Genomic DNA, 17,693 nt, shown 5'->3' on the forward strand with positions numbered 1-17,693 from the left:
GCGCAGATGCCAAGGGCCTGGGCGAAGGGTGCGACATGCTGTCGCGGCCAGGGAGCCAGCCTCGCGGCGGCAGTGCCTGGCCGCTTACACTGCCGCCATGCTGCGTTCGCTCCGCCGCCATCGCCCGATGCATCTGCTGGCCTGCCTGGCGCTGCTGCTGTTGCTGGTGGCGCCGCCGATCAGTCGCTGGAATCAGGGGCTGGCGCAGGAGCCGATGTGCATGAGTGTGCAGGCCGGCAGCCTGGCTGCCGTGCTGCTCCCCCAGCAGACGATATCGGCGCAGCACGCGTCGCATCACGCCGAGCTTGCGGCGGCGATCAGTCGGCACCCGGGCGACCACGATGCCGCCCACCATGGCGAAGCCTGCGACTACTGCGTGCTGGCTGCAAGGCTGTTGCCCTGGTTGGTGCTGGCGGTGCTGTGCCTGTTGCAGTTGCGGCCGACGACGACATCCACACGCGCCGACGCGCCGCGCCGGGCGGCGCTGCGCTGGGCAGCGCATGGCGCGCGCGGGCCACCGCTTTACGTAGGCCTCGCCCGCCGCGGGCGTTCGTCTCACCACTGCCGTTGCGCCGCCGTTGCTTCGGCCTGCGCGTGCGTGTCTGGACGAAGCGCCCGTTTCTTGAATCCAGCCAGCGCCCGCCGAGTTGCGGTGGCGCGCGGCTTGGAGCCGCTGACAAAACGACTGCGCAGCCGACAGGCAGGCGCGGCCGGCGCGCGCAATCGGTATGTACAAGGTGTACACGCCGGTTCCGAGCCGTGCCGTCCACACCACCTGACCAGCGCTCGCGACGTTCTGTCAGCCGCTCTCCGTGCCGTTTCGGAACGGCAAAGGCTTGCTCATGCGTTGGGGATTGTTGAGAACGTTGTGGTGCGCGCCTTCGTTGGCGCTGATGTACGGACCTGCCTGCGAACTGCAGGCGCAGCAGGCGGCATTGACGCTGGGCAAGGTGCAGGTCAGCGAGCCGGCTCAGCGCTTCCCGGGTGCGGCGCGGGTGCTCAGTTCGGTGGATGTGATCGGCGGCGAGCTGTTGCACGATCAGCATGTGGATTACAGCTGGGAACTGCTGATGCGCGCGCCCGGCGTGCAGGTCACCCAGTTCCGCATGGGCACCGACGCAGGGCGGTTTTCCTTCCGTGGCTTCAACGGAGAGGGGCGGATCAATGCGGTCAAGCTGCTGATCGACGGCATCCCCAGCAACGACAATGCCGGCGGCATGCCGTATCTGGATGCGGTGTTTCCGCAGGACATCAGCGCCATCGAGATCGTGCGCGGCACCAACGACGCGCGCTACGGCTTGAACGCCATCGCCGGCAGCGTGGATGTGCTCACCCGCACCGGCGGAAACGATGGCCGCCTCAGCGTCACCGCCGGCAGTTTCGGCGCGCGCGAGGTGCAACTGGGCAAGGGCATCGAGCGGGGCGCCTGGAGCCAGAACTATGTGCTGGCCTGGCGCGATTCCGATGGTTATCGCGAGCATGCCGATGCGCGCAAACGCAGCGTTGCCGGCAAGTGGTTCTACACCGACCCGGATGGCGTGTTTCGTGCCGGGCTGACTACGCGCTACTACGACAACCACGCGTTGGAGGCGGGCTACCTGGATGCGGCCACCGCGCGTGCGGCGCCGCGCAGTTCACCGGCGTATGCGCAGGACGATCGCAGCGAACGCCGCGTGCGGCAGACCGCACTGCACGTGGATGGTGTGCTGGGTGCGGATGCGCAGTGGAGCGCCAAGGCCTACCAGAACGATTACCGCAACCAGCGTTGGGTGCGCTTTTCCGCCGCCGGCCTGCAGCAGGAGCGCGACACCGACGAAACCCATCGCGGCGTGTTGCTGCGGGGCAACTGGCAGCCCGGTTGGGAGGTCATGGACACCAGCCTGGAAGCCGGCATGGATGCGCAATGGCAAACCAATCAGTCGCAGCGGTATCGCACCGCCGCGCGTGTGCGCGGCGTGCAGCTGCGCGATTGGGACTACGACCTGCGCACGCACGGCGCCTATGTGCAGGCGGTCCTCAAGCCGACAGAACGCCTGCAGCTGGTGCCCGGCTACCGTATCGATTGGGTCGATGGCCGGCTGCACGATGTGCTGGCCGGCGTATCTGCGCCCACTTACGACTACGGCAGCATCAGGCAGCCCAAGGTCAGCGCCAGCTATCGCGTGGGCGCGCAGGGCAGCGTCTATGCCAACTGGGGGCGCAGCTTCCAGATCGGCAGCGGTGATGGCGCGTACCGCCGGCAATCGGGCAACCTCGGTCCGTCGATCAACGATGGCTGGGAAGCCGGGTTCAAGTTTGCGCCGTCGGCGGTGCTGGATGGGCGGCTGGCGTACTGGGGGCAACGCGCCTCCGGCGAGGTGGCCACCATTCTTGGCGTCAATGGGATTGCCGGCGTCGGCGACGTGGCCAACGTGGGGCGCACGTTGCGGCGTGGATGGGATGCGCAGTTGAATTTGCAGCCGGCCGAGCATTGGCGCGCATGGATGTCGTATTCGCGGCAGAAGGCCAGTATCGCCACGCCCGACCCGAGCGCGCCGGCCACGCGCGGCAAGGAGATCGAGAACGTGCCGCACTGGCTGGCCAGCGCCGGGCTGGAATGGCAGGTCACGCCTGCCGTGCAGCTCAGCGCATGGGGCAATGCGCAAGGTGCTTACTTCCTGGAGCGCAGCAACACGCTGGGCCGCACCGGCGGCTATGCCCTGCTCAATCTGGGCGCGCGCTGGAGCGTGAACGCAGGCAATGCGCTGAGCCTGCAGCTGCGCAATGCGACCGATCGCGCCTATGTCTATGCGTGGTACGACAGCGGCAGTTCCGGCTACTCGCCGGGCGATGGCCGCGCGCTGTCGCTGTCTTGGGATTGGAGCTTCTGATGCGCGCACGCGTTGCTCATGACCGGGTCGTCCCGACGCCGCAGGATGGCCGCTGGCGGTTCTATCGCGCGGTATGGCGCTGGCACTTCTACGCCGGCCTGCTGGTGCTGCCCTTCATCATCTGGCTGGCGATGACGGGTGCGGCATTTCTCTATCAGGAAGCGATCGACCGTGGCGTGCACCACGCCCTCAAGGTGGTGCCGGTGGGGACGGCACGCGCCTCCGCACAGCAACTGGTGGAAGCGGCGCAGCGCCATCAGCCAGGCCGCCTGTTCCGCTACACCACGCCGAAGTACGCCGATGCCAGCGCCGAGATCGGGTTGGTGGATGCGCATGGCGCGCGGCAGGTGGTGTACCTGGACCCGTACCGCACGCGCGTATTGGGCAGCCTGCCCGAGCACGGCACGCTGGCCTGGACCATCCGCCGGCTGCACAGTCTTGAAGTGTTCGGGCCACTGGCGCGTGGGCTGATCGAAATGGCCGCCGGCTGGGCAATCGTGCTGGTGCTCACCGGTGCCTATCTGTGGTGGCCACGTGGGCGGCGCGGTGGCGTGATCAGCGTGCGTGGCGCTCCGCAACAGCGACTGTTCTGGCGTGACCTGCATGCGGTGACCGGTGCTGGCGTCGGCGCGGTGCTGCTGTTCCTGGCGCTGACCGGCATGCCGTGGTCGTGGCTCTGGGGCGCGCAGGTCAATCGCTGGGCCAACGGCCACGACTTCGGCTATCCGGCCGGATTGCGCGTGCAGCTCCCGATGTCGCAGCAGCGGCTCGCCGACAGCGGCGACACCGCGTGGTCGCTGCGCCAGGCGCGAGTGCCGGCGTCCTTGCTGCCGGGGAGTGCAAGTGCCTGGCCTGCTGCCTGTAAGGGTGATGCGCTGGCGAGTGGGCCGCAGGCGGTTGCGATGCATGCGACCGACCCTCACCCCAACCCCTCTCCCGACGGGAGAGGGGCGAACATGCGCGCTCCTGCAGCGGAACACTGGGAACATTCAGAACACGCAACGCATGCGGGCGCAGCCAGCGTCGCTGCGCCTGGCCATGCGGCGATAGGGCTGGACGCAGCGCTGGCGCGGTTCGATGCACTCGGCATGGTGCAGGGTTACAGCGTCCTGCCACCGCGTGGTGTCTCCGGCGTCTATACCGCCTCGGTCTATCCGTCCGACCTGCAGCGGCAGCGGGTCATCCATCTGGATCAGTACAGCGGCGCGGTGTTGCTGGATATGAGATATCGCGATTACGGGCCGCTGGCGAAGATGCTGGAGTGGGGCATCAATGTGCACCTGGGCCAGCAATACGGCACTGCCAATCAGCTGATCCTGTTGTTTGCCTGCATGACGATCGTGCTGTTGTGCGTGAGCGCGGTGCTGATGTGGTGGAAGCGACGCCCGAGCGGCGGACTGGGCGTGCCGCCATTGCCGGCAGATCCACGCACGCTGCGTGGTCTGATGGTACTGCTGGTGGTCTGCGGGTTGATCTTCCCGCTGGTCGGCATGTCGTTGTTGCTGATCTGGCTGTTCGATCGCTACTGGATGCGCCGTGCACGCGCAGGTGCGGCTGCCTGACGCTGCGTGCATCGCCGCTGCAGGCGCTGCCGCTTGCAGCACGCCGCTGCGTGCTAGATGTCTTCGTGAATGCCGCACTCGCGCTTGAGCCCGAAAAAGCGCGTGTCTTCCTCGCGCATGCCCGGTTCCCAGCGGCGGGTGGTATGGAAATCGCCGATGGACACGTAGCCCTGCTCCCACAGTGGGTGATAGGGCAGGTCATGGGCCTGCAGGTATTGCCACACGTCGCGATCGGTCCAGTCGGCGATGGGGCTGACCTTGTAGCGGTCGCCACGCTTCTGCACGATCGGGGTCTGCGCGCGGCCGCCGGACTGGCTGCGGCGCAGGCCGGTGAACCAGGTGCCCACGTTGAGCTCGTCCAGTGCGCGCCGCATCGGCTCGACCTTGCGCAGGTTGTTGTACTGATCGATGCCGACCATGCCCTGCTCCCACAGGCGCCCGTGGCGGGCTTCCATCCAGGCGCGGCTGACCAGCGGGCGATACACCTTGAGGTTGAGCTTGAGCCGGTCGGTCAAGGCATCGGCGAAGCGGTAGGTCTCCGGGAACAGGTAGCCGGTATCGATCAGGATCACCGGAATGTCTGGGCGCTGCTGGGACAACAGGTGCAGCGTCACTGCGGATTGCGCACCGAAGCTGGATGAGAGTGCGGCCTCCTGTGGCCCGTGCTGCAAGGCCCAGGCGACGCGCTCGTCGGCGCGCAGGCCTTCCAGCTGCGCGTTGAGCGTGTCCAGGTCGTCCAGCGCCGAAGAGGTGTTCGATGCAGCGGGCAGCGCGGTCATGCGAGCAGTTCCAGGTCGAGGTGGCGGTGCGTGGGGTAGGGCGGCAGCGCGATCAGGCCGCTGCGGTGCAGGAAATCGCCGAAGCCTTCGTCGCCGGCCTGGTCGCGTTCGGCCGCATAGCGGGCCAGCAGCGGATCGAGCGCGGCGAGGATGTCCGCTTCGGTGATGTTTTCGCGATACAAGGTGTTGAGGCGTTGGCCGCGGCGGTCGCCGCCCAGCATCAGGTTGTAGCGGCCGGGCGCCTTGCCCACCAGCGCGATTTCGGCCAGGTACGGCCGCGAGCAACCGTTCGGGCAACCGGACAGGCGTAGCACGATGGGCGTGTCGGCCAGGCCGTGCCGTTCCAGCAGCGGCTGCAAGGCCGCGCTGAAGTTCGGCAGGTAGCGCTCGGCCTCGGCCATCGCCAGGCCGCAGGTGGGCAGCGCCACACAGGCCATCGCGCCGCGCGCCAGCGCGCTGGCAGCGTGGTTGCCCGCATCCAGCGCGTACTGCGCGATGAGCGCGTCGATGCGCGCGCGCGCGCTGGCGGGCACACCGGCGATGACCAGGTTCTGGTTGGGCGTCATGCGGAACTCGCCCACCTGCAACTGTGCGATCAATTGTGCAATGGCACGCAGCCCGCTCAGGTGCGCGGCGGTTTCGGTGTCGGCAATGCGGCCGGCCGGCAGCGACAGGGTCAGGTGCCACAGGCCGTCTTCGCCCTCCACCCAGCCATAGCGGTCGCCGTTGTGGTCGAAGGCAAAGCGCTGCGCCGGCTGCAGCGCAAAGCCGGCACGGCGCTCGATCTCGGCCACGATGGTGTCCAGGCCATGATCGTCGATGGTGTACTTGAAGCGCGCCCGCTTGCGCACCGCGCGGTTGCCGAAGTCGCGTTGGGTGGTGACGACGGCGGTGGCGATGTCCAGCAACTGCGCGCGGGTGACGAAACCGATCACGTTGGCCACGCGCGGCCAGGTCTCGGCGTCGCCGTGGGTGGCGCCCATGCCGCCGCCGATGCTGACGTTGTAACCGAGCAGCTCGCCCCCGCGCAGGATCGCGATGAAGCCAAGATCGTTGGCGAACACGTCCACGTCGTTGAGCGGTGGTGCGGCAAACCCGATCTTGAACTTGCGCGGCAGATAGCGATCGCCATAGATCGGCTCGTCTTCGCTGCCGGAACCGGACACGCGCTCTTCGTCCAGCCAGATCTCGTAATACGCACGGGTATTGGGCAGCAGATGCTCGGACACGCGTGCCGCATCGGCATACAACGTGGCATGCGCTTGCGACAGCAGCGGGTTGGCGGCCACCTGCACGTTGCGATTGACATCGCCACAGGCGGCCAGGGTATCGATCAAGGTGGCATTGATGGCCTGCATGGTCGCCTTGAGCTCGCGCTTGATCACACCATGGAACTGGAACGCCTGGCGCGTGGTGATGCGCAGCGAATGATTGGCATACCGGGTGGCGATGCCGTCCAGTGCCAGCCACTGCGTGGGCGAAATCACCCCGCCCGGCGTGCGCGTGCGGATCATGAACTGATACGCCGGCTCGAGCTTCTGCCGACGCCGCTCGTCACGGATATCGCGGTCGTCCTGCTGGTAGCTGCCGTGATACTTGATCAGGGTCTGATCGTCCTCACGCAACGCCCCGGTCACCGCATCGGCCAGGCTCTGCTCCAGCGAGCCCCGCAGGCGACGGCTTTCGGATTTGATGTCTTCGACGGAGTGGCTCATGACGGGATTCGGTATTCGTGATTCGGCAGTGGCAACAAGGAGCGGGCAGTGCCCACAAGACACAACGATCGCGGACATCCGCTGTTACACATCCCCAATCCCCACTCCCGAATCCCAGCCTCAATAGACATCGCGCGCATAGCGCCCCTCCACCTGTAGTTGCGTGAGGTACGCGGCGGCGTCCTCGGCGCTGCGTGCGCCGTGGGTGGTGACGATGTCCAGCAGCGTGGCGTGGACGTCCTTGCCCATGCCGATGGCGCCGCAGACATACAGATGTGCGCCGCCCTGCAGCCAGGCATATACCTCGGCGCCGCGCGCGCGCAGGCGGTGCTGCACATAGACCTTTTCGGCTTGGTCGCGCGAGAACGCCAGGTCCAGGGCGTGCAGTTCGCCGCGTTGCAGCGCCTGCTGCCACTCGGCCTGATACAGGAAATCGGTATTGAAATGCTGGGCGCCGAAGAACAACCAGTTACGGCCCCGGGCGCCGGTTTCGGCGCGTTCCTGCACAAAGGCGCGGAAGGGCGCCACGCCGGTGCCGGGACCGATCATCAGGATGTCGCGGTCGGTGTCGGCCGGCACGCGGAAGCGTTCGTTGGGTTCGATATAGACCGGCGCGGTCTCACCCTCGGCGAGCGCGGCGAGAAAGCCGCTGGCCGACCCCAGATGCGCATGCCCATGGGCCTGGTAGTTGAGTTCGTCCACGGCCAGATGCACTTCATCGCCCACGCGCTTGCGGCTGGAAGCGATGGAATACAGGCGGGGAGCGAGTGGACGCAACGCGGCCAGCAGGCCGGCGTGGTCCCAATCCGCCGGCCAGCGCCGCAGCACGTCGATCACTTGATGATCGGAGAGCAACGACGCCAGGCCGGCAGTCTGGGTGGGGGCCAGCAGCGCCTGCAGATCGGCTGCAGCGGCGCGCTCGGCATGGGCGGTGAGGAATGGCCGCGACAGCTTGGTCAGTTCGCGTCGGGTGGTCAGCCACTCGTGCAAGGCCAGCGTCTCGTCGCCGACGGTGACGGCGGCACCACCGTCCAGCTGCAGGCTGTGCAGTAGCGCATCCACCAGCGCCGGCGGATTGCGGTGGACGATGCCCAAGGCATCGCCGGGCTCGTAACTCAGGCCGCTGCCGTCCAGCGAGAACTCCAGATGCCGCACGCGCTTGCCGGGCTGCGCATAGACACGAAAGCCCGGGCCTTTGAAGTCGCGCCCGCTGATGATCTGGTTGGCCAGTACCTCGGCGGCAAACGGATGCTGGTGCGACCACGCGGGGGCAGCGGGGCTGCTGCGCAGCGGGGTGATCGTGGCCGTGTGGGGGGCGCTCTTGAGCTGCTCGCGTGCATGCTTGAGCGCCTGCACGCGCCAGGGGGCGGCAATGCTGTCGATGTCCAGATCGGCTTCGCCACGCGGCTGCACGCGGCTGGCGCCGAGCTCGGCCAGGCGCTCATCGATGCGCCGCGCAATGCCGCAGAAGTCTGCATAGCTGGAATCGCCCAGGCCCAGCACGGCGTATTTCAGCTCGGGCAGCTTCGGCGCGCGGCGGCCGGTCAAAAACTCCACCAGGCCGATCGCATCGTCCGGCGGGTCGCCTTCGCCCTGGGTGCTGATCACCACATACAGCAGGCGCTCGTTGGCCAGCTCGCGGGTGGGGTAGGCGTCGGCGCGCAGCAGGCGCACGCTGAGCCCGGCGGCCTCGGCGTCGGCGGCCAGTTGCTCGGCCTGGCGGCGGGCGTTGCCGGTCTGGCTGCCGTAGATCACGGTCAGGCGTTGGCCTTCCTGGGCGATTGCTTGGGCTTGCCCGCCCGGCAGCACCGCCAGCGAACGCGGCGGGTGGCCCTGCGCCAGCCCGGCGGCATAGCCGGACAACCACCACAGCGCCGCGGCATCCAGGCCGTCGACCAACCGGTCCAGCAGCGCCTTGCGCTCGTCGGGCAAGGGGCTGGGCGGTAGCGCGGAGCTGGCGGCAGTCATTCGGGTCCGGGGGCTTTGATGAGACCGACGATGTTAGAGAAGCGTTGCGGCGACCAGAAAGGAGCAGCCGTTATCGTGTTATGCCAGCCGCTTATTTCGGGCTGGCATAAGGCCGGGACACACTGCGGCGCCTTGGCCTACCATCGATTGGCGAGCCTGCCGATCCCGACGACACCCCGATGACCCTGCTGCCGCTGTCCCATCTCGACCGGCTCGAAGCCGAAAGCATCCACATCCTGCGCGAAGTCGCCGCCGAATTCCGGGTCCCGGTGATGCTGTATTCGGTCGGCAAGGACAGCTCGGTGCTGCTGCATCTGCTGCTCAAGGCGTTCGCGCCGTCGCCGCCGCCGATCCCGCTGCTGCACGTGGACACGCGCTGGAAGTTCCGCGAGATGATCGCCTTCCGCGACCGCCGCGCCGCCGAAACCGGTGTGGACCTGCGCGTGCACATCAACCCCGACGGCATCGCCCAGGACATCGGCCCGATCAGCCACGGTGCCGCGGTGCATACCGACATCATGAAGACCCAGGGCCTGAAGCAGGCGCTGGAGCAGGGCGGCTTCGATGCGGCGATCGGCGGAGCGCGGCGCGATGAGGAGAAATCGCGGGCCAAGGAGCGGGTGTTCTCGTTCCGCAATGCGCGCCATCGCTGGGACCCGAAGAACCAGCGCCCCGAGCTATGGAATCTGTACAACGCGCGCACCAGGCCCAGTGAGAGTGTGCGCGTGTTTCCGCTGTCCAACTGGACCGAGCTGGATATCTGGCTCTACATCTACCGCGAGAAGATCCCGGTGGTGCCGCTGTATTTCGCCGCGCCGCGCCCGGTGGTGGAGCGCGACGGCGCGCTGATCCTGGTCGACGACGCGCGCCTGCCGTTGCACCCGGGCGAAACCCCGCAGCTGCGTTCGGTGCGCTTTCGCACGCTGGGCTGCTACCCGCTCACCGGCGCGATCGAGTCCAGCGCCGACACCCTGGAGGCGGTGATCGCCGAAATGCTGGTCAGCACCAGCTCCGAGCGCCAGGGCCGCATGATCGACCACGCACCGGGTGCATCGATGGAACAGAAGAAGCTTGAGGGGTATTTCTGATGGGCAGTGATTCGGGAGTCGGGATTCGGGATTGGCAAGAGCAACCCGCGGCGAGCGGGAAGGTGGAGGGGAGCGCTCTTGCGAATCCCGAATCCCCACTCTCCAATCCCGGCAGCATCGCTGCCTACCTCCAGCAACACGAATCCAAACCGCTGCTGCGCTTCATCACCTGCGGCAGCGTGGACGATGGCAAGAGCACGCTGATCGGGCGATTGCTCTACGACAGCAAGCGCTTGTTCGACGATCAACTGGCGGCGCTGGAAAGCGACAGCCGCCGCCATGGCACGCAGGGCGGGGGTATCGATTACGCGCTGCTGATGGACGGGCTGGCGGCCGAGCGCGAACAGGGCATCACCATCGATGTGGCGTACCGCTATTTCGATACCGACCAGCGCAAGTTCATCGTGGCCGATTGCCCCGGGCACGAGCAGTACACGCGCAATATGGCCACCGGCGCATCGACCGCCGATGTGGCGGTGGTGCTGGTGGATGCGCGCAAGGGCCTGCTGGCGCAGACCCGCAGGCATAGCTACATCGTGTCCTTGCTGGGCATCCGGCATGTGGTGCTGGCGGTCAACAAGATGGACCTGGTGGACTACGACGCGCAGGTGTTTGCCGGCATTGCCGAAGGCTATCGCGCGCTGGCCGCGCAGCTGGGCATCGCCGATGTGCAGTGCATTCCGCTCTCGGCGCTGGCTGGCGAAAATCTGTCCAGCGCCTCGACGCGGATGCCGTGGTACCAGGGCCCGCCTCTGTTGCAGCATCTTGAAACCGTGCAGCTGGAGCCGCCGGAAGCCGGCAGCGGCTTGCGGCTGCCGGTGCAGTGGGTCAATCGCGCCAACTCGCAGTTCCGCGGCTATGCGGGCACGATTGCCGCCGGTCAGGTGCGTGTGGGCGATGCGGTGGTGGTGGTTCCGTCCGGGCGCCGCACGCAGGTGGCGAGCGTGCTCGATGCCAACGGGGAGGTGGACAGCGCACGCGCCGGGCAGGCAGTGACGCTGACCTTGCGCGACGAGATCGACATCAGCCGCGGCGACATCATTGCCGCCATCGACGACCCGCCCGAAGTGGCCGACCAGTTTGCTGCGCATCTGCTGTGGATGGACGATGCCGCGCTGCTGCCGGGCCGCCCGTACTGGCTCAAGATCGGCACCCGCACTGTCACCGTGAGCATCAGCGAGATCAAGCACAAGGTCGACGTGAATACGCAGGAGCGGCTGGCCGCCAAGCGGCTGGAGCTCAACGAAGTGGGCTACTGCAATCTGGCGCTGGACGAACCCATCGCGTTCTCGCCGTATGCACGCAACCGGGTGCTCGGTGGCTTCATCCTGATCGACCGGCAAAGCAATGCCACGGTGGCGGCCGGCACGCTGGAATTTGCGTTGCGCCGCGCCGGCAACGTGCATTGGCAGCATCTGGATGTGGATCGCAGCGCACGTGCGCGCATCAAGGGGCAAGCGCCGCGCGTGCTGTGGTTCACCGGCCTGTCGGGTGCGGGCAAATCCACCGTTGCCAATCTGGTCGACAAGCGCCTGCACGCCCTGGGCTATCACACCTTCATCCTGGACGGCGACAACGTGCGCCACGGGCTCAACCGCGATCTGGGCTTCACCGACGAAGACCGCGTGGAAAACATCCGCCGGGTGGCCGAGGTGGCGCGGCTGATGGCCGACGCGGGGCTGATCGTGCTGGTGAGTTTCATCTCGCCATTCCGCGCCGAGCGGCAACTGGCGCGCGAGCGCTTCGATGCGGGCGAGTTCGTCGAGGTGTTCGTGGACGTGCCGCTGGCCGTTGCCGAGGCGCGCGACGTGAAGGGGCTGTACCGCAAGGCCCGTGCCGGGCAGATCCCCAACTTCACCGGGATCGACTCGCCCTACGAGGTGCCCGAAACGCCGGAGATCCATCTTCACGCCGATGGTGAGAATGTAGAGGCGCTGGCGCGCCACGTGCTCGAGTTTCTGGGGCTGGAGCGCTAAGCGCGGGCATCAGGGCGCCGCGAGCGGCCTCCGGCACGTCATGGGATTGGCAGGAACCGGCAGTACATTGCCGCCCGGTTCTGCGCCAGCCTGGCGCGCATGGGGTCGCACGCGGCATCGATGACGGCGCTGGCCAGCGCATCGTGGCGGCGACGGCAAGGGTCGTTGGTCATGGTGCAAAGCGCGCCCTTTCTGTCAACGCATGGCGGCCAGGTCGGTAAACTTTCGAGGTACCCCGCCAGGATGTTCTGATGCTTGTTCTGCCCAGCGCGCGCCACTGCGTCGCGCTCTTGTTGGCCGTGTGGCTGTCCGGTTGCGCCCGTCAGGCGAGTGCGCCGGCGGTGGCCAAGCCGATTCCGGTGGTGGTGCAGCCGGTTGCGGTGCAGCCGTGGAATTCCACCGTGCAATCGATCGCTACCGTGCGTGCGCGCGAATCGGTGGCGCTCACTGCCGCGGTGAGCGATGTGGTGGAGCAGGTGTATTTCGACAGCGGCGATGAGGTCAAGGCCGGGCAGTTGCTGCTGCGGCTGCGTGGCAATTCGCAGCAGGCGGCGTTGACCGCCGCGCAGGCCACCTTCGAAGAAACCGACCAGCTGTACAGGCGTCAGTTGAGCCTGGTTGGTCAGCAGCTGGTGGCCAAATCCACGGTGGATACACAGCGCGCGCTGCGCGATGCGGCGCAGGCGCGCGTGCAGCAGATGCGTGCGGAGATCACCGACCGCGAGGTCCGCGCGCCGTTCGCGGGCGTGCTTGGCATCCGCCAGATCAGTCCGGGGTCGTTGATCACCTCAAGCACGGTGATCGCCACGCTGGACGATGTGGCGCGCATGTATGTGGACTTCCAGGTGCCGGAATCGCAGTTCGGTCTGGTGCAGCTCGGCAACGTGGTGAACGGCACGGCGGCCGCGTACCCGGGCGCGCGCTTCGACGGTGAGGTGGCGGCGATCGATTCGCGTATCGACGAAACCACCCGCTCGGTGACGGTGCGTGCGGATTTTCCCAACGACGACCGGCGCCTGCGCCCGGGCATGCTGCTGGATGTGCGGCTGTTCCAGCCGGCGCGGCAGGCGGTGGTGATTCCGGAAATTGCGGTGGTGCAGGTGGGGCGCGAGTCGTATGTGTTCCGGGTCAAGCCCGACAGCAGCGTGGAGCGCGCCGATGTGCGCCTGGGCGAGCGCCGCGATGGCAAGGTGGAGATCCTGGAGGGCGTCAAGGCCGGCGAGCGCATCGTGGTGGATGGCACCGGCAAGCTGCGTCCCGGGCTGAAGGTGGTCGACCAGGCCGCGCCCGCGTCGGCGCGCCCGCAGGCCGCCGCACAATGAAGCTCTCCGACCTGTCCATTACCCGCCCGGTGATGGCGGTGGTGATGAGCCTGCTGCTGATCGTGCTGGGGGTGATGTCGTTCACCCGCCTCACCTTGCGCGAGCTGCCGGCGATCGACCCGCCCATCGTCTCGGTGGATGTGGAATACACCGGCGCCTCGGCGGCGGTGGTGGAAAGCCGCATCACCCAGGTGCTGGAAGACGCGCTGGCCGGCATCGAGGGCATCGAGACCATCGAGGCGCGCAGCCGCAATGGCTCCTCCGATATCAGCATCGAGTTCGTGCAGTCGCGCGATGTGGAAGCCGCTGCCAACGACGTGCGCGATGCGGTGAGCCGCGTGTCCGACCGCATGCCCGACCAGGCGCGTCCACCGGAAATCTCCAAGGTCGAAGCCGACGCCGACCCCATCCTGTGGCTCAACATGAGCTCCAGCACGATGGACACGCTGCAGCTGTCCGACTACGCCGAGCGCTACGTGGTGGACCGCTTCTCCAGCCTGGATGGCGTGGCGCAGGTGCGAATCGGCGGACGCCAGCGCTATGCGATGCGCATCTGGCTCGACCGTGACCAGCTGGCCGCACGCGCGCTCACCGTCGCCGATGTCGAAGCCGCGCTGGAAAACGAAAACGTCGAGCTGCCGGCCGGCAGCATCGAATCGGCGCAGCGCGACTTCACCCTGCGGGTGGAGCGCAGTTATCTCAAGCCGGAAGACTTTGCCAAGCTGCCGCTCAGCAAGGGCGAGGGCGGCTATGTGGTGCGGTTGGGCGACGTGGCCAGGGTCGAGCTGACCTCGGCCGAACGCCGCGCGTATTTCCAGAGCAACGGTGTGCCCAACGTGGGCCTGGGTATCGTGCGCAACTCCACCGCCAACGCGCTGGACGTCGCCCGCGAGGCGCGCGCGCAAGCGGAGGAAGTGCAGAAATCGCTGCCGCAGGGCACCAACATCTTTGTCGCCTTCGACACCACCACCTTCATCGATGCGGCCGTGGAGCGCGTGTATCACACGCTGGTCGAAGCGGTGGTGCTGGTGCTGGTGGTGATCTGGGTCTTTCTGGGTAGCGCACGCGCGGCATTGATTCCGGCGGTGACGGTGCCGGTGTGTCTGATCGCCGCTTTCATCGCGCTGTACGCCTTCGATTTTTCGATCAACCTGCTCACCCTGCTGGCGTTGGTGCTGTGTATCGGCCTGGTGGTGGACGACGCCATCGTGGTGGTGGAGAACATCCAGCGCCGCATCGACCTGGGCGAGCCGCCGCTGGTGGCGGCCAAGCGCGGCACCGGGCAGGTGGCATTCGCGGTGATTGCGACCACGGCGGTGCTGGTGGCGGTGTTCCTGCCGGTCGGCTTTCTGGAAGGCAACACCGGGCGCCTGTTCCGTGAATTGGCGGTGGCACTGGCGGCGGCGGTGGCGATCTCGGCCTTCGTGGCGCTGACGCTGACGCCGATGATGTCGTCCAAGCTGCTGCGCTCGCATCGCGTGGCCAAGCCCAATCGCTTCCATCACTGGTTCGACGGGCGCATGCAGGCGGTGTCCGGCGCATACGGGCGCTCGCTGGAGCGGCACGTGCAGCGCACCTGGATCTTCGCGCTGTTGATGCTGCTGGCGCTTGGCGCAAGCGCATGGCTGATGAGCCGCATTCCTTCCGAACTGGCGCCGGCCGAAGACCGCGGCAACTTCCAGATCATGATCGACGGCCCCGAGGGCGCCGGCTTCGATTACACCGTGGGGCAGATGCATCAGGTCGAAGACATCCTGCGCCCCTACGTGGGCCCGGACAAACCCATCGTACGTGCCAACCCGCGCGTGCCCGGCGGCTTCGGCAGCAGCGAGGAAATGCACACCGGTCGCGTCAGCGTGTTCCTGCAGGACTGGGAAAAACGCACCCGCCCGACCACCGAGGTGGCCGATGAGCTGCAGCAGAAGCTCAACGTGCTCAGCGGCGTGCGCGCACGCACGCAGGTCAGCGGTGGGCTGGTGCGCAGCCGCGGCCAACCGTTCCAGCTGGTGCTCGGTGGCCCGGATTATGCGGAAATCGCGCAGTGGCGCGATCGCATCCTGCAACGCATGGAAGCCAATCCCGGCCTGGTCGGGCCGGATTCGGATTACAAGGAAACCCGCCCGCAGATGCGCGTGAATATCGACCGCCTGCGTGCGGCCGATCTGGGCGTGCCGGTGACGGCCATTGGTGGCGCGCTGGAAGCGATGATGGGCTCGCGGCGCGTCACCACCTTCGTCGATAACGGCGAGGAATACGACGTAATGCTGCAGGCCGGGCGCGAGGGTCGCATGTCGCCGGAAGACCTCACCGCCATCCGCGTACGCTCCAGCCGTGGCGAGCTGATTCCGCTGTCCAACCTGGTGAGCTTGAGCGAAGTGGCCGAAGCCGGCACCTTGAACCGCTTCAATCGCCTGCGTGCGATCACCATTACCGCAGGCCTGGCCCCGGGCTACCCGCTGGGCGAAGCCATCGCCTGGGCGCAGCAGACCGCGCGCGAAGAACTGCCCGACTACGCGCAGGTGGACTGGAAGGGCGAATCGCGCGAATACCAGCAATCCGGCAGCGCGGTGCTGCTGACCTTCGGCATGGCCTTGCTGGTGGTGTACCTGGTGCTGGCGGCGCAGTTCGAAAGCTTTGCCCACCCGCTGGTGATCATGCTCACCGTGCCGTTGGCGGTGCTGGGCGCCCTGGTGGGCCTGTGGCTCACCGGCGGCACGCTCAATCTCTTCAGCCAGATCGGCATCGTGATGCTGGTGGGCCTGGCGGCCAAGAACGGCATCCTGATCGTGGAGTTCGCCAATCAGTTGCGCGATGAAGGCCGCAGCGTGCACGCGGCGATCGTCGAATCGGCCTCGGTGCGCCTGCGCCCGATCCTGATGACCTCCATCGCTACGGTGGTCGGCGCAATCCCGCTAGTGGTGGCCGGCGGGCCCGGCTCGGCCAGCCGCGCCACCATCGGCGTGGTGGTGATCTTCGGCGTCTCGCTGTCCACGCTGCTGTCGCTGTACGTGGTGCCGGCGTTCTACAGCCTGATCGCCCCGTACACCAAGTCGCCGGAGGCGCTGGCACGCGAATTGGACGCGCTGGAAGCGCAGACCCCATCGGTAGGTGGGCACGCGTGAATCATGCCTGCTCCTGCGCTATTTCCCGTCACTGCTCTTTGAGGCCAACTGCATGTTCGGCCGTGAGTATCAGCAACATGAGGACGGCAAGAGCCATCACTGCGTGGACGGTGGTATACGCAGGTTGATCGCTCTGTATTGTCGTTGCTTGCCGTAACGCGGCGCGTTTTTCTCGAACGTGGCGCAGAGCCGCTCCTCTCCACAGGGTGCCAGGTCCGCTTGAGCAACCCGTTCCCAATAGTCGATCGAGGTGCGCAGCTGTGCGAGCTCGTGACGCTTCTCCTTGACGATGTCCACCGAGTAAGCCATCGCCCCCAATCCCAGCACGCCCGCCACCAGCATCGTGGCCGAGGCGATCCACATGCGCCGGGTGCTCCGAGTCTCCAACGTGTGCTGTGCTTGCATATAACGCCGCGTGGCGTGCTGCAATGTCTCGTCGGCAGTGGCCATTTCTTTGTTGAATCGTTGGGCTGCCGGCTCCAGCGTCTGTGTCAACGCCTGATTGGTCAGCTGAGTCAGTCTCGGCAGCGCATTCTCCAGCACGCGATTGATCTTGGAGTCGGCGCTGCCCACCGCGTTCTGGAGCACCTGGAGTTGCTCGGTGACCACCTCCCGCAGCCGTTGTTCGCGCTGCTGCATGGATGCCACCAGGGTCGTCAGCACCTTGACCGTCTCCTGTAACGAGGCGTTCGATGCGTTCAACGTGGCCATCATTCTCGCCATTGCGGCGTCTTGCCTGTCCATGAGGTCTCCTGAGCTTGGCTGGTCACGGAAGTGATTTTGACTAACCACCGCCTCCACCACCACCGCCGCCTCCTCCTCCCACGCTGTCTCCGCCTCCGTCCCCTTGGGGACCGCTCTGCATCGGCCCCTTGGCGAACTCCGGCAGCGTCAGCACCATCACCGGCCCACGGCTGGTGTTGACCTCTGCTGAAACATCCATCCCCAGTGCCTGGCGTGTGGCGGCGAGCTCCTGGGCCTCCTGCTGGGCCTGTTCCTCCAGGAACTCATTGCCTGTTTTGATCAGCGCCTGCGTTGCTGCGCTGTTGGCCACCCGGTTCAGGGCCTGCTCGATCGCCAGCTCGTTCTTGCTGTCGAGCGCGTAGAGCACTTCGTCGATGTCCGAGTCGCCGGTGATGGATTTTCGCTGAGTCTGCGACGCATCGTTTGGCGCATCCCCTGTTCCTGGACCGGCGAAGCGCTGGGCTAGATGTGTAAACCCACCACGTTGTTCAGTGGAATGTGGATGCGGGAGATGGGGGGGCGTTTTCCGAGACTGGCATGGGGCCGA

11 protein-coding genes, 1 other RNA gene and 1 pseudogene are annotated in these 17,693 nt (G+C 66.8%); 8 read left to right on the top strand and 5 right to left on the bottom strand.

All coding sequences use genetic code 11. The features are described 5' to 3' along the window. Positions 1–127 precede the first annotated feature (127 nt). The 4 genes and pseudogenes from XcodCFBP4690_RS23385 to XcodCFBP4690_RS05770 all read left to right on the top strand — a co-directional run. Positions 128–508 (top strand): annotated as a pseudogene (locus XcodCFBP4690_RS23385) (DUF2946 family protein); the annotation flags it as partial. Between the two features lie 220 nt (positions 509–728). Further along, positions 729–805, top strand: a non-coding RNA gene (locus tag XcodCFBP4690_RS05760) — sX9 sRNA. A 61-nt stretch (positions 806–866) separates the two neighbouring features. Further along, positions 867–2,870 (top strand): TonB-dependent receptor, encoded by a 2,004-nt coding sequence (locus tag XcodCFBP4690_RS05765; protein WP_167394487.1) that lies wholly within the window; start codon positions 867–869, stop codon positions 2,868–2,870. 131 nt (positions 2,871–3,001) lie between these two features. Next, positions 3,002–4,432: a PepSY-associated TM helix domain-containing protein gene (locus XcodCFBP4690_RS05770; RefSeq protein ID WP_410049673.1), complete on the top strand. Its 1,431-nt coding sequence runs from the start codon at positions 3,002–3,004 to the stop codon at positions 4,430–4,432. A gap of 53 nt (positions 4,433–4,485) precedes the next feature. On the opposite strand, the gene XcodCFBP4690_RS05775 is transcribed toward XcodCFBP4690_RS05770, so the two are convergent. The 3 genes from XcodCFBP4690_RS05775 to XcodCFBP4690_RS05785 form a co-directional block, all read right to left on the bottom strand. Next, complete coding sequence (locus XcodCFBP4690_RS05775; protein ID WP_104540037.1) at positions 4,486–5,211, bottom strand: phosphoadenylyl-sulfate reductase; 726 nt, start codon at positions 5,209–5,211, stop codon at positions 4,486–4,488. Then, on the bottom strand, positions 5,208–6,926 hold the full coding sequence (gene cysI / locus XcodCFBP4690_RS05780; protein WP_104540038.1) for an assimilatory sulfite reductase (NADPH) hemoprotein subunit: 1,719 nt from the start codon (positions 6,924–6,926) through the stop codon (positions 5,208–5,210). The genes XcodCFBP4690_RS05775 and cysI overlap by 4 nt, the downstream gene beginning before the upstream one ends. 120 nt (positions 6,927–7,046) lie before the next feature. Then, positions 7,047–8,894, bottom strand: coding sequence for an assimilatory sulfite reductase (NADPH) flavoprotein subunit (locus tag XcodCFBP4690_RS05785; protein ID WP_104540039.1), 1,848 nt, complete (start codon positions 8,892–8,894; stop codon positions 7,047–7,049). Positions 8,895–9,073: 179 nt separating this feature from the next. Between XcodCFBP4690_RS05785 and cysD the strand changes: the two genes are divergently transcribed. The 4 genes from cysD (at position 9,074) to XcodCFBP4690_RS05805 (ending at position 16,402) form a co-directional block, all read left to right on the top strand. After that, positions 9,074–9,982 (top strand): sulfate adenylyltransferase subunit CysD, encoded by a 909-nt coding sequence (gene cysD / locus XcodCFBP4690_RS05790; protein WP_104540040.1) that lies wholly within the window; start codon positions 9,074–9,076, stop codon positions 9,980–9,982. Between the two features lie 62 nt (positions 9,983–10,044). Continuing rightward, positions 10,045–11,958: a sulfate adenylyltransferase subunit CysN gene (gene cysN, locus XcodCFBP4690_RS05795; RefSeq protein ID WP_208622698.1), complete on the top strand. Its 1,914-nt coding sequence runs from the start codon at positions 10,045–10,047 to the stop codon at positions 11,956–11,958. Between the two features lie 251 nt (positions 11,959–12,209). Next, the gene (locus XcodCFBP4690_RS05800) at positions 12,210–13,280 is read left to right on the top strand and encodes an efflux RND transporter periplasmic adaptor subunit (protein WP_104540042.1); all 1,071 of its coding nucleotides are present in this window, start codon (positions 12,210–12,212) and stop codon (positions 13,278–13,280) included. Beyond that, the gene (locus tag XcodCFBP4690_RS05805; protein ID WP_104540043.1) at positions 13,277–16,402 is read left to right on the top strand and encodes an efflux RND transporter permease subunit; all 3,126 of its coding nucleotides are present in this window, start codon (positions 13,277–13,279) and stop codon (positions 16,400–16,402) included. The genes XcodCFBP4690_RS05800 and XcodCFBP4690_RS05805 overlap by 4 nt, the downstream gene beginning before the upstream one ends. 96 nt (positions 16,403–16,498) lie before the next feature. On the opposite strand, the gene XcodCFBP4690_RS05810 is transcribed toward XcodCFBP4690_RS05805, so the two are convergent. Together XcodCFBP4690_RS05810 and XcodCFBP4690_RS05815 are read right to left on the bottom strand one after the other, a co-directional pair. Next, positions 16,499–17,146, bottom strand: a complete 648-nt coding sequence (locus tag XcodCFBP4690_RS05810) for a hypothetical protein (RefSeq protein WP_104540044.1) — start codon at positions 17,144–17,146, stop codon at positions 16,499–16,501. 40 nt (positions 17,147–17,186) lie between these two features. Beyond that, a partial coding sequence (locus XcodCFBP4690_RS05815) for a hypothetical protein (RefSeq protein WP_244183574.1) occupies positions 17,187–17,693 on the bottom strand: 507 nt, incomplete at its 5' end.

The sequence above is a fragment of the Xanthomonas codiaei genome (assembly GCF_002939785.1).
Taxonomy (GTDB): Bacteria; Pseudomonadota; Gammaproteobacteria; order Xanthomonadales; family Xanthomonadaceae; genus Xanthomonas; species Xanthomonas codiaei.

Bases quoted from the DNA above. Each gene is read 5' to 3' on its own strand.
- XcodCFBP4690_RS05800 (WP_104540042.1), top strand. From the start codon at position 12,210: ATGCTTGTTCTGCCCAGCGCGCGCCACTGCGTCGCGCTCTTGTTGGCC.
- cysD (WP_104540040.1), top strand. From the start codon at position 9,074: ATGACCCTGCTGCCGCTGTCCCATCTCGACCGGCTCGAAGCCGAAAGC.
- XcodCFBP4690_RS05805 (WP_104540043.1), top strand. From the start codon at position 13,277: ATGAAGCTCTCCGACCTGTCCATTACCCGCCCGGTGATGGCGGTGGTG.
- XcodCFBP4690_RS05785 (WP_104540039.1), bottom strand. From the start codon at position 8,894: ATGACTGCCGCCAGCTCCGCGCTACCGCCCAGCCCCTTGCCCGACGAG.
- XcodCFBP4690_RS05775 (WP_104540037.1), bottom strand. From the start codon at position 5,211: ATGACCGCGCTGCCCGCTGCATCGAACACCTCTTCGGCGCTGGACGAC.
- cysI (WP_104540038.1), bottom strand. From the start codon at position 6,926: ATGAGCCACTCCGTCGAAGACATCAAATCCGAAAGCCGTCGCCTGCGG.
- XcodCFBP4690_RS05770 (WP_410049673.1), top strand. From the start codon at position 3,002: ATGACGGGTGCGGCATTTCTCTATCAGGAAGCGATCGACCGTGGCGTG.
- XcodCFBP4690_RS05810 (WP_104540044.1), bottom strand. From the start codon at position 17,146: ATGGACAGGCAAGACGCCGCAATGGCGAGAATGATGGCCACGTTGAAC.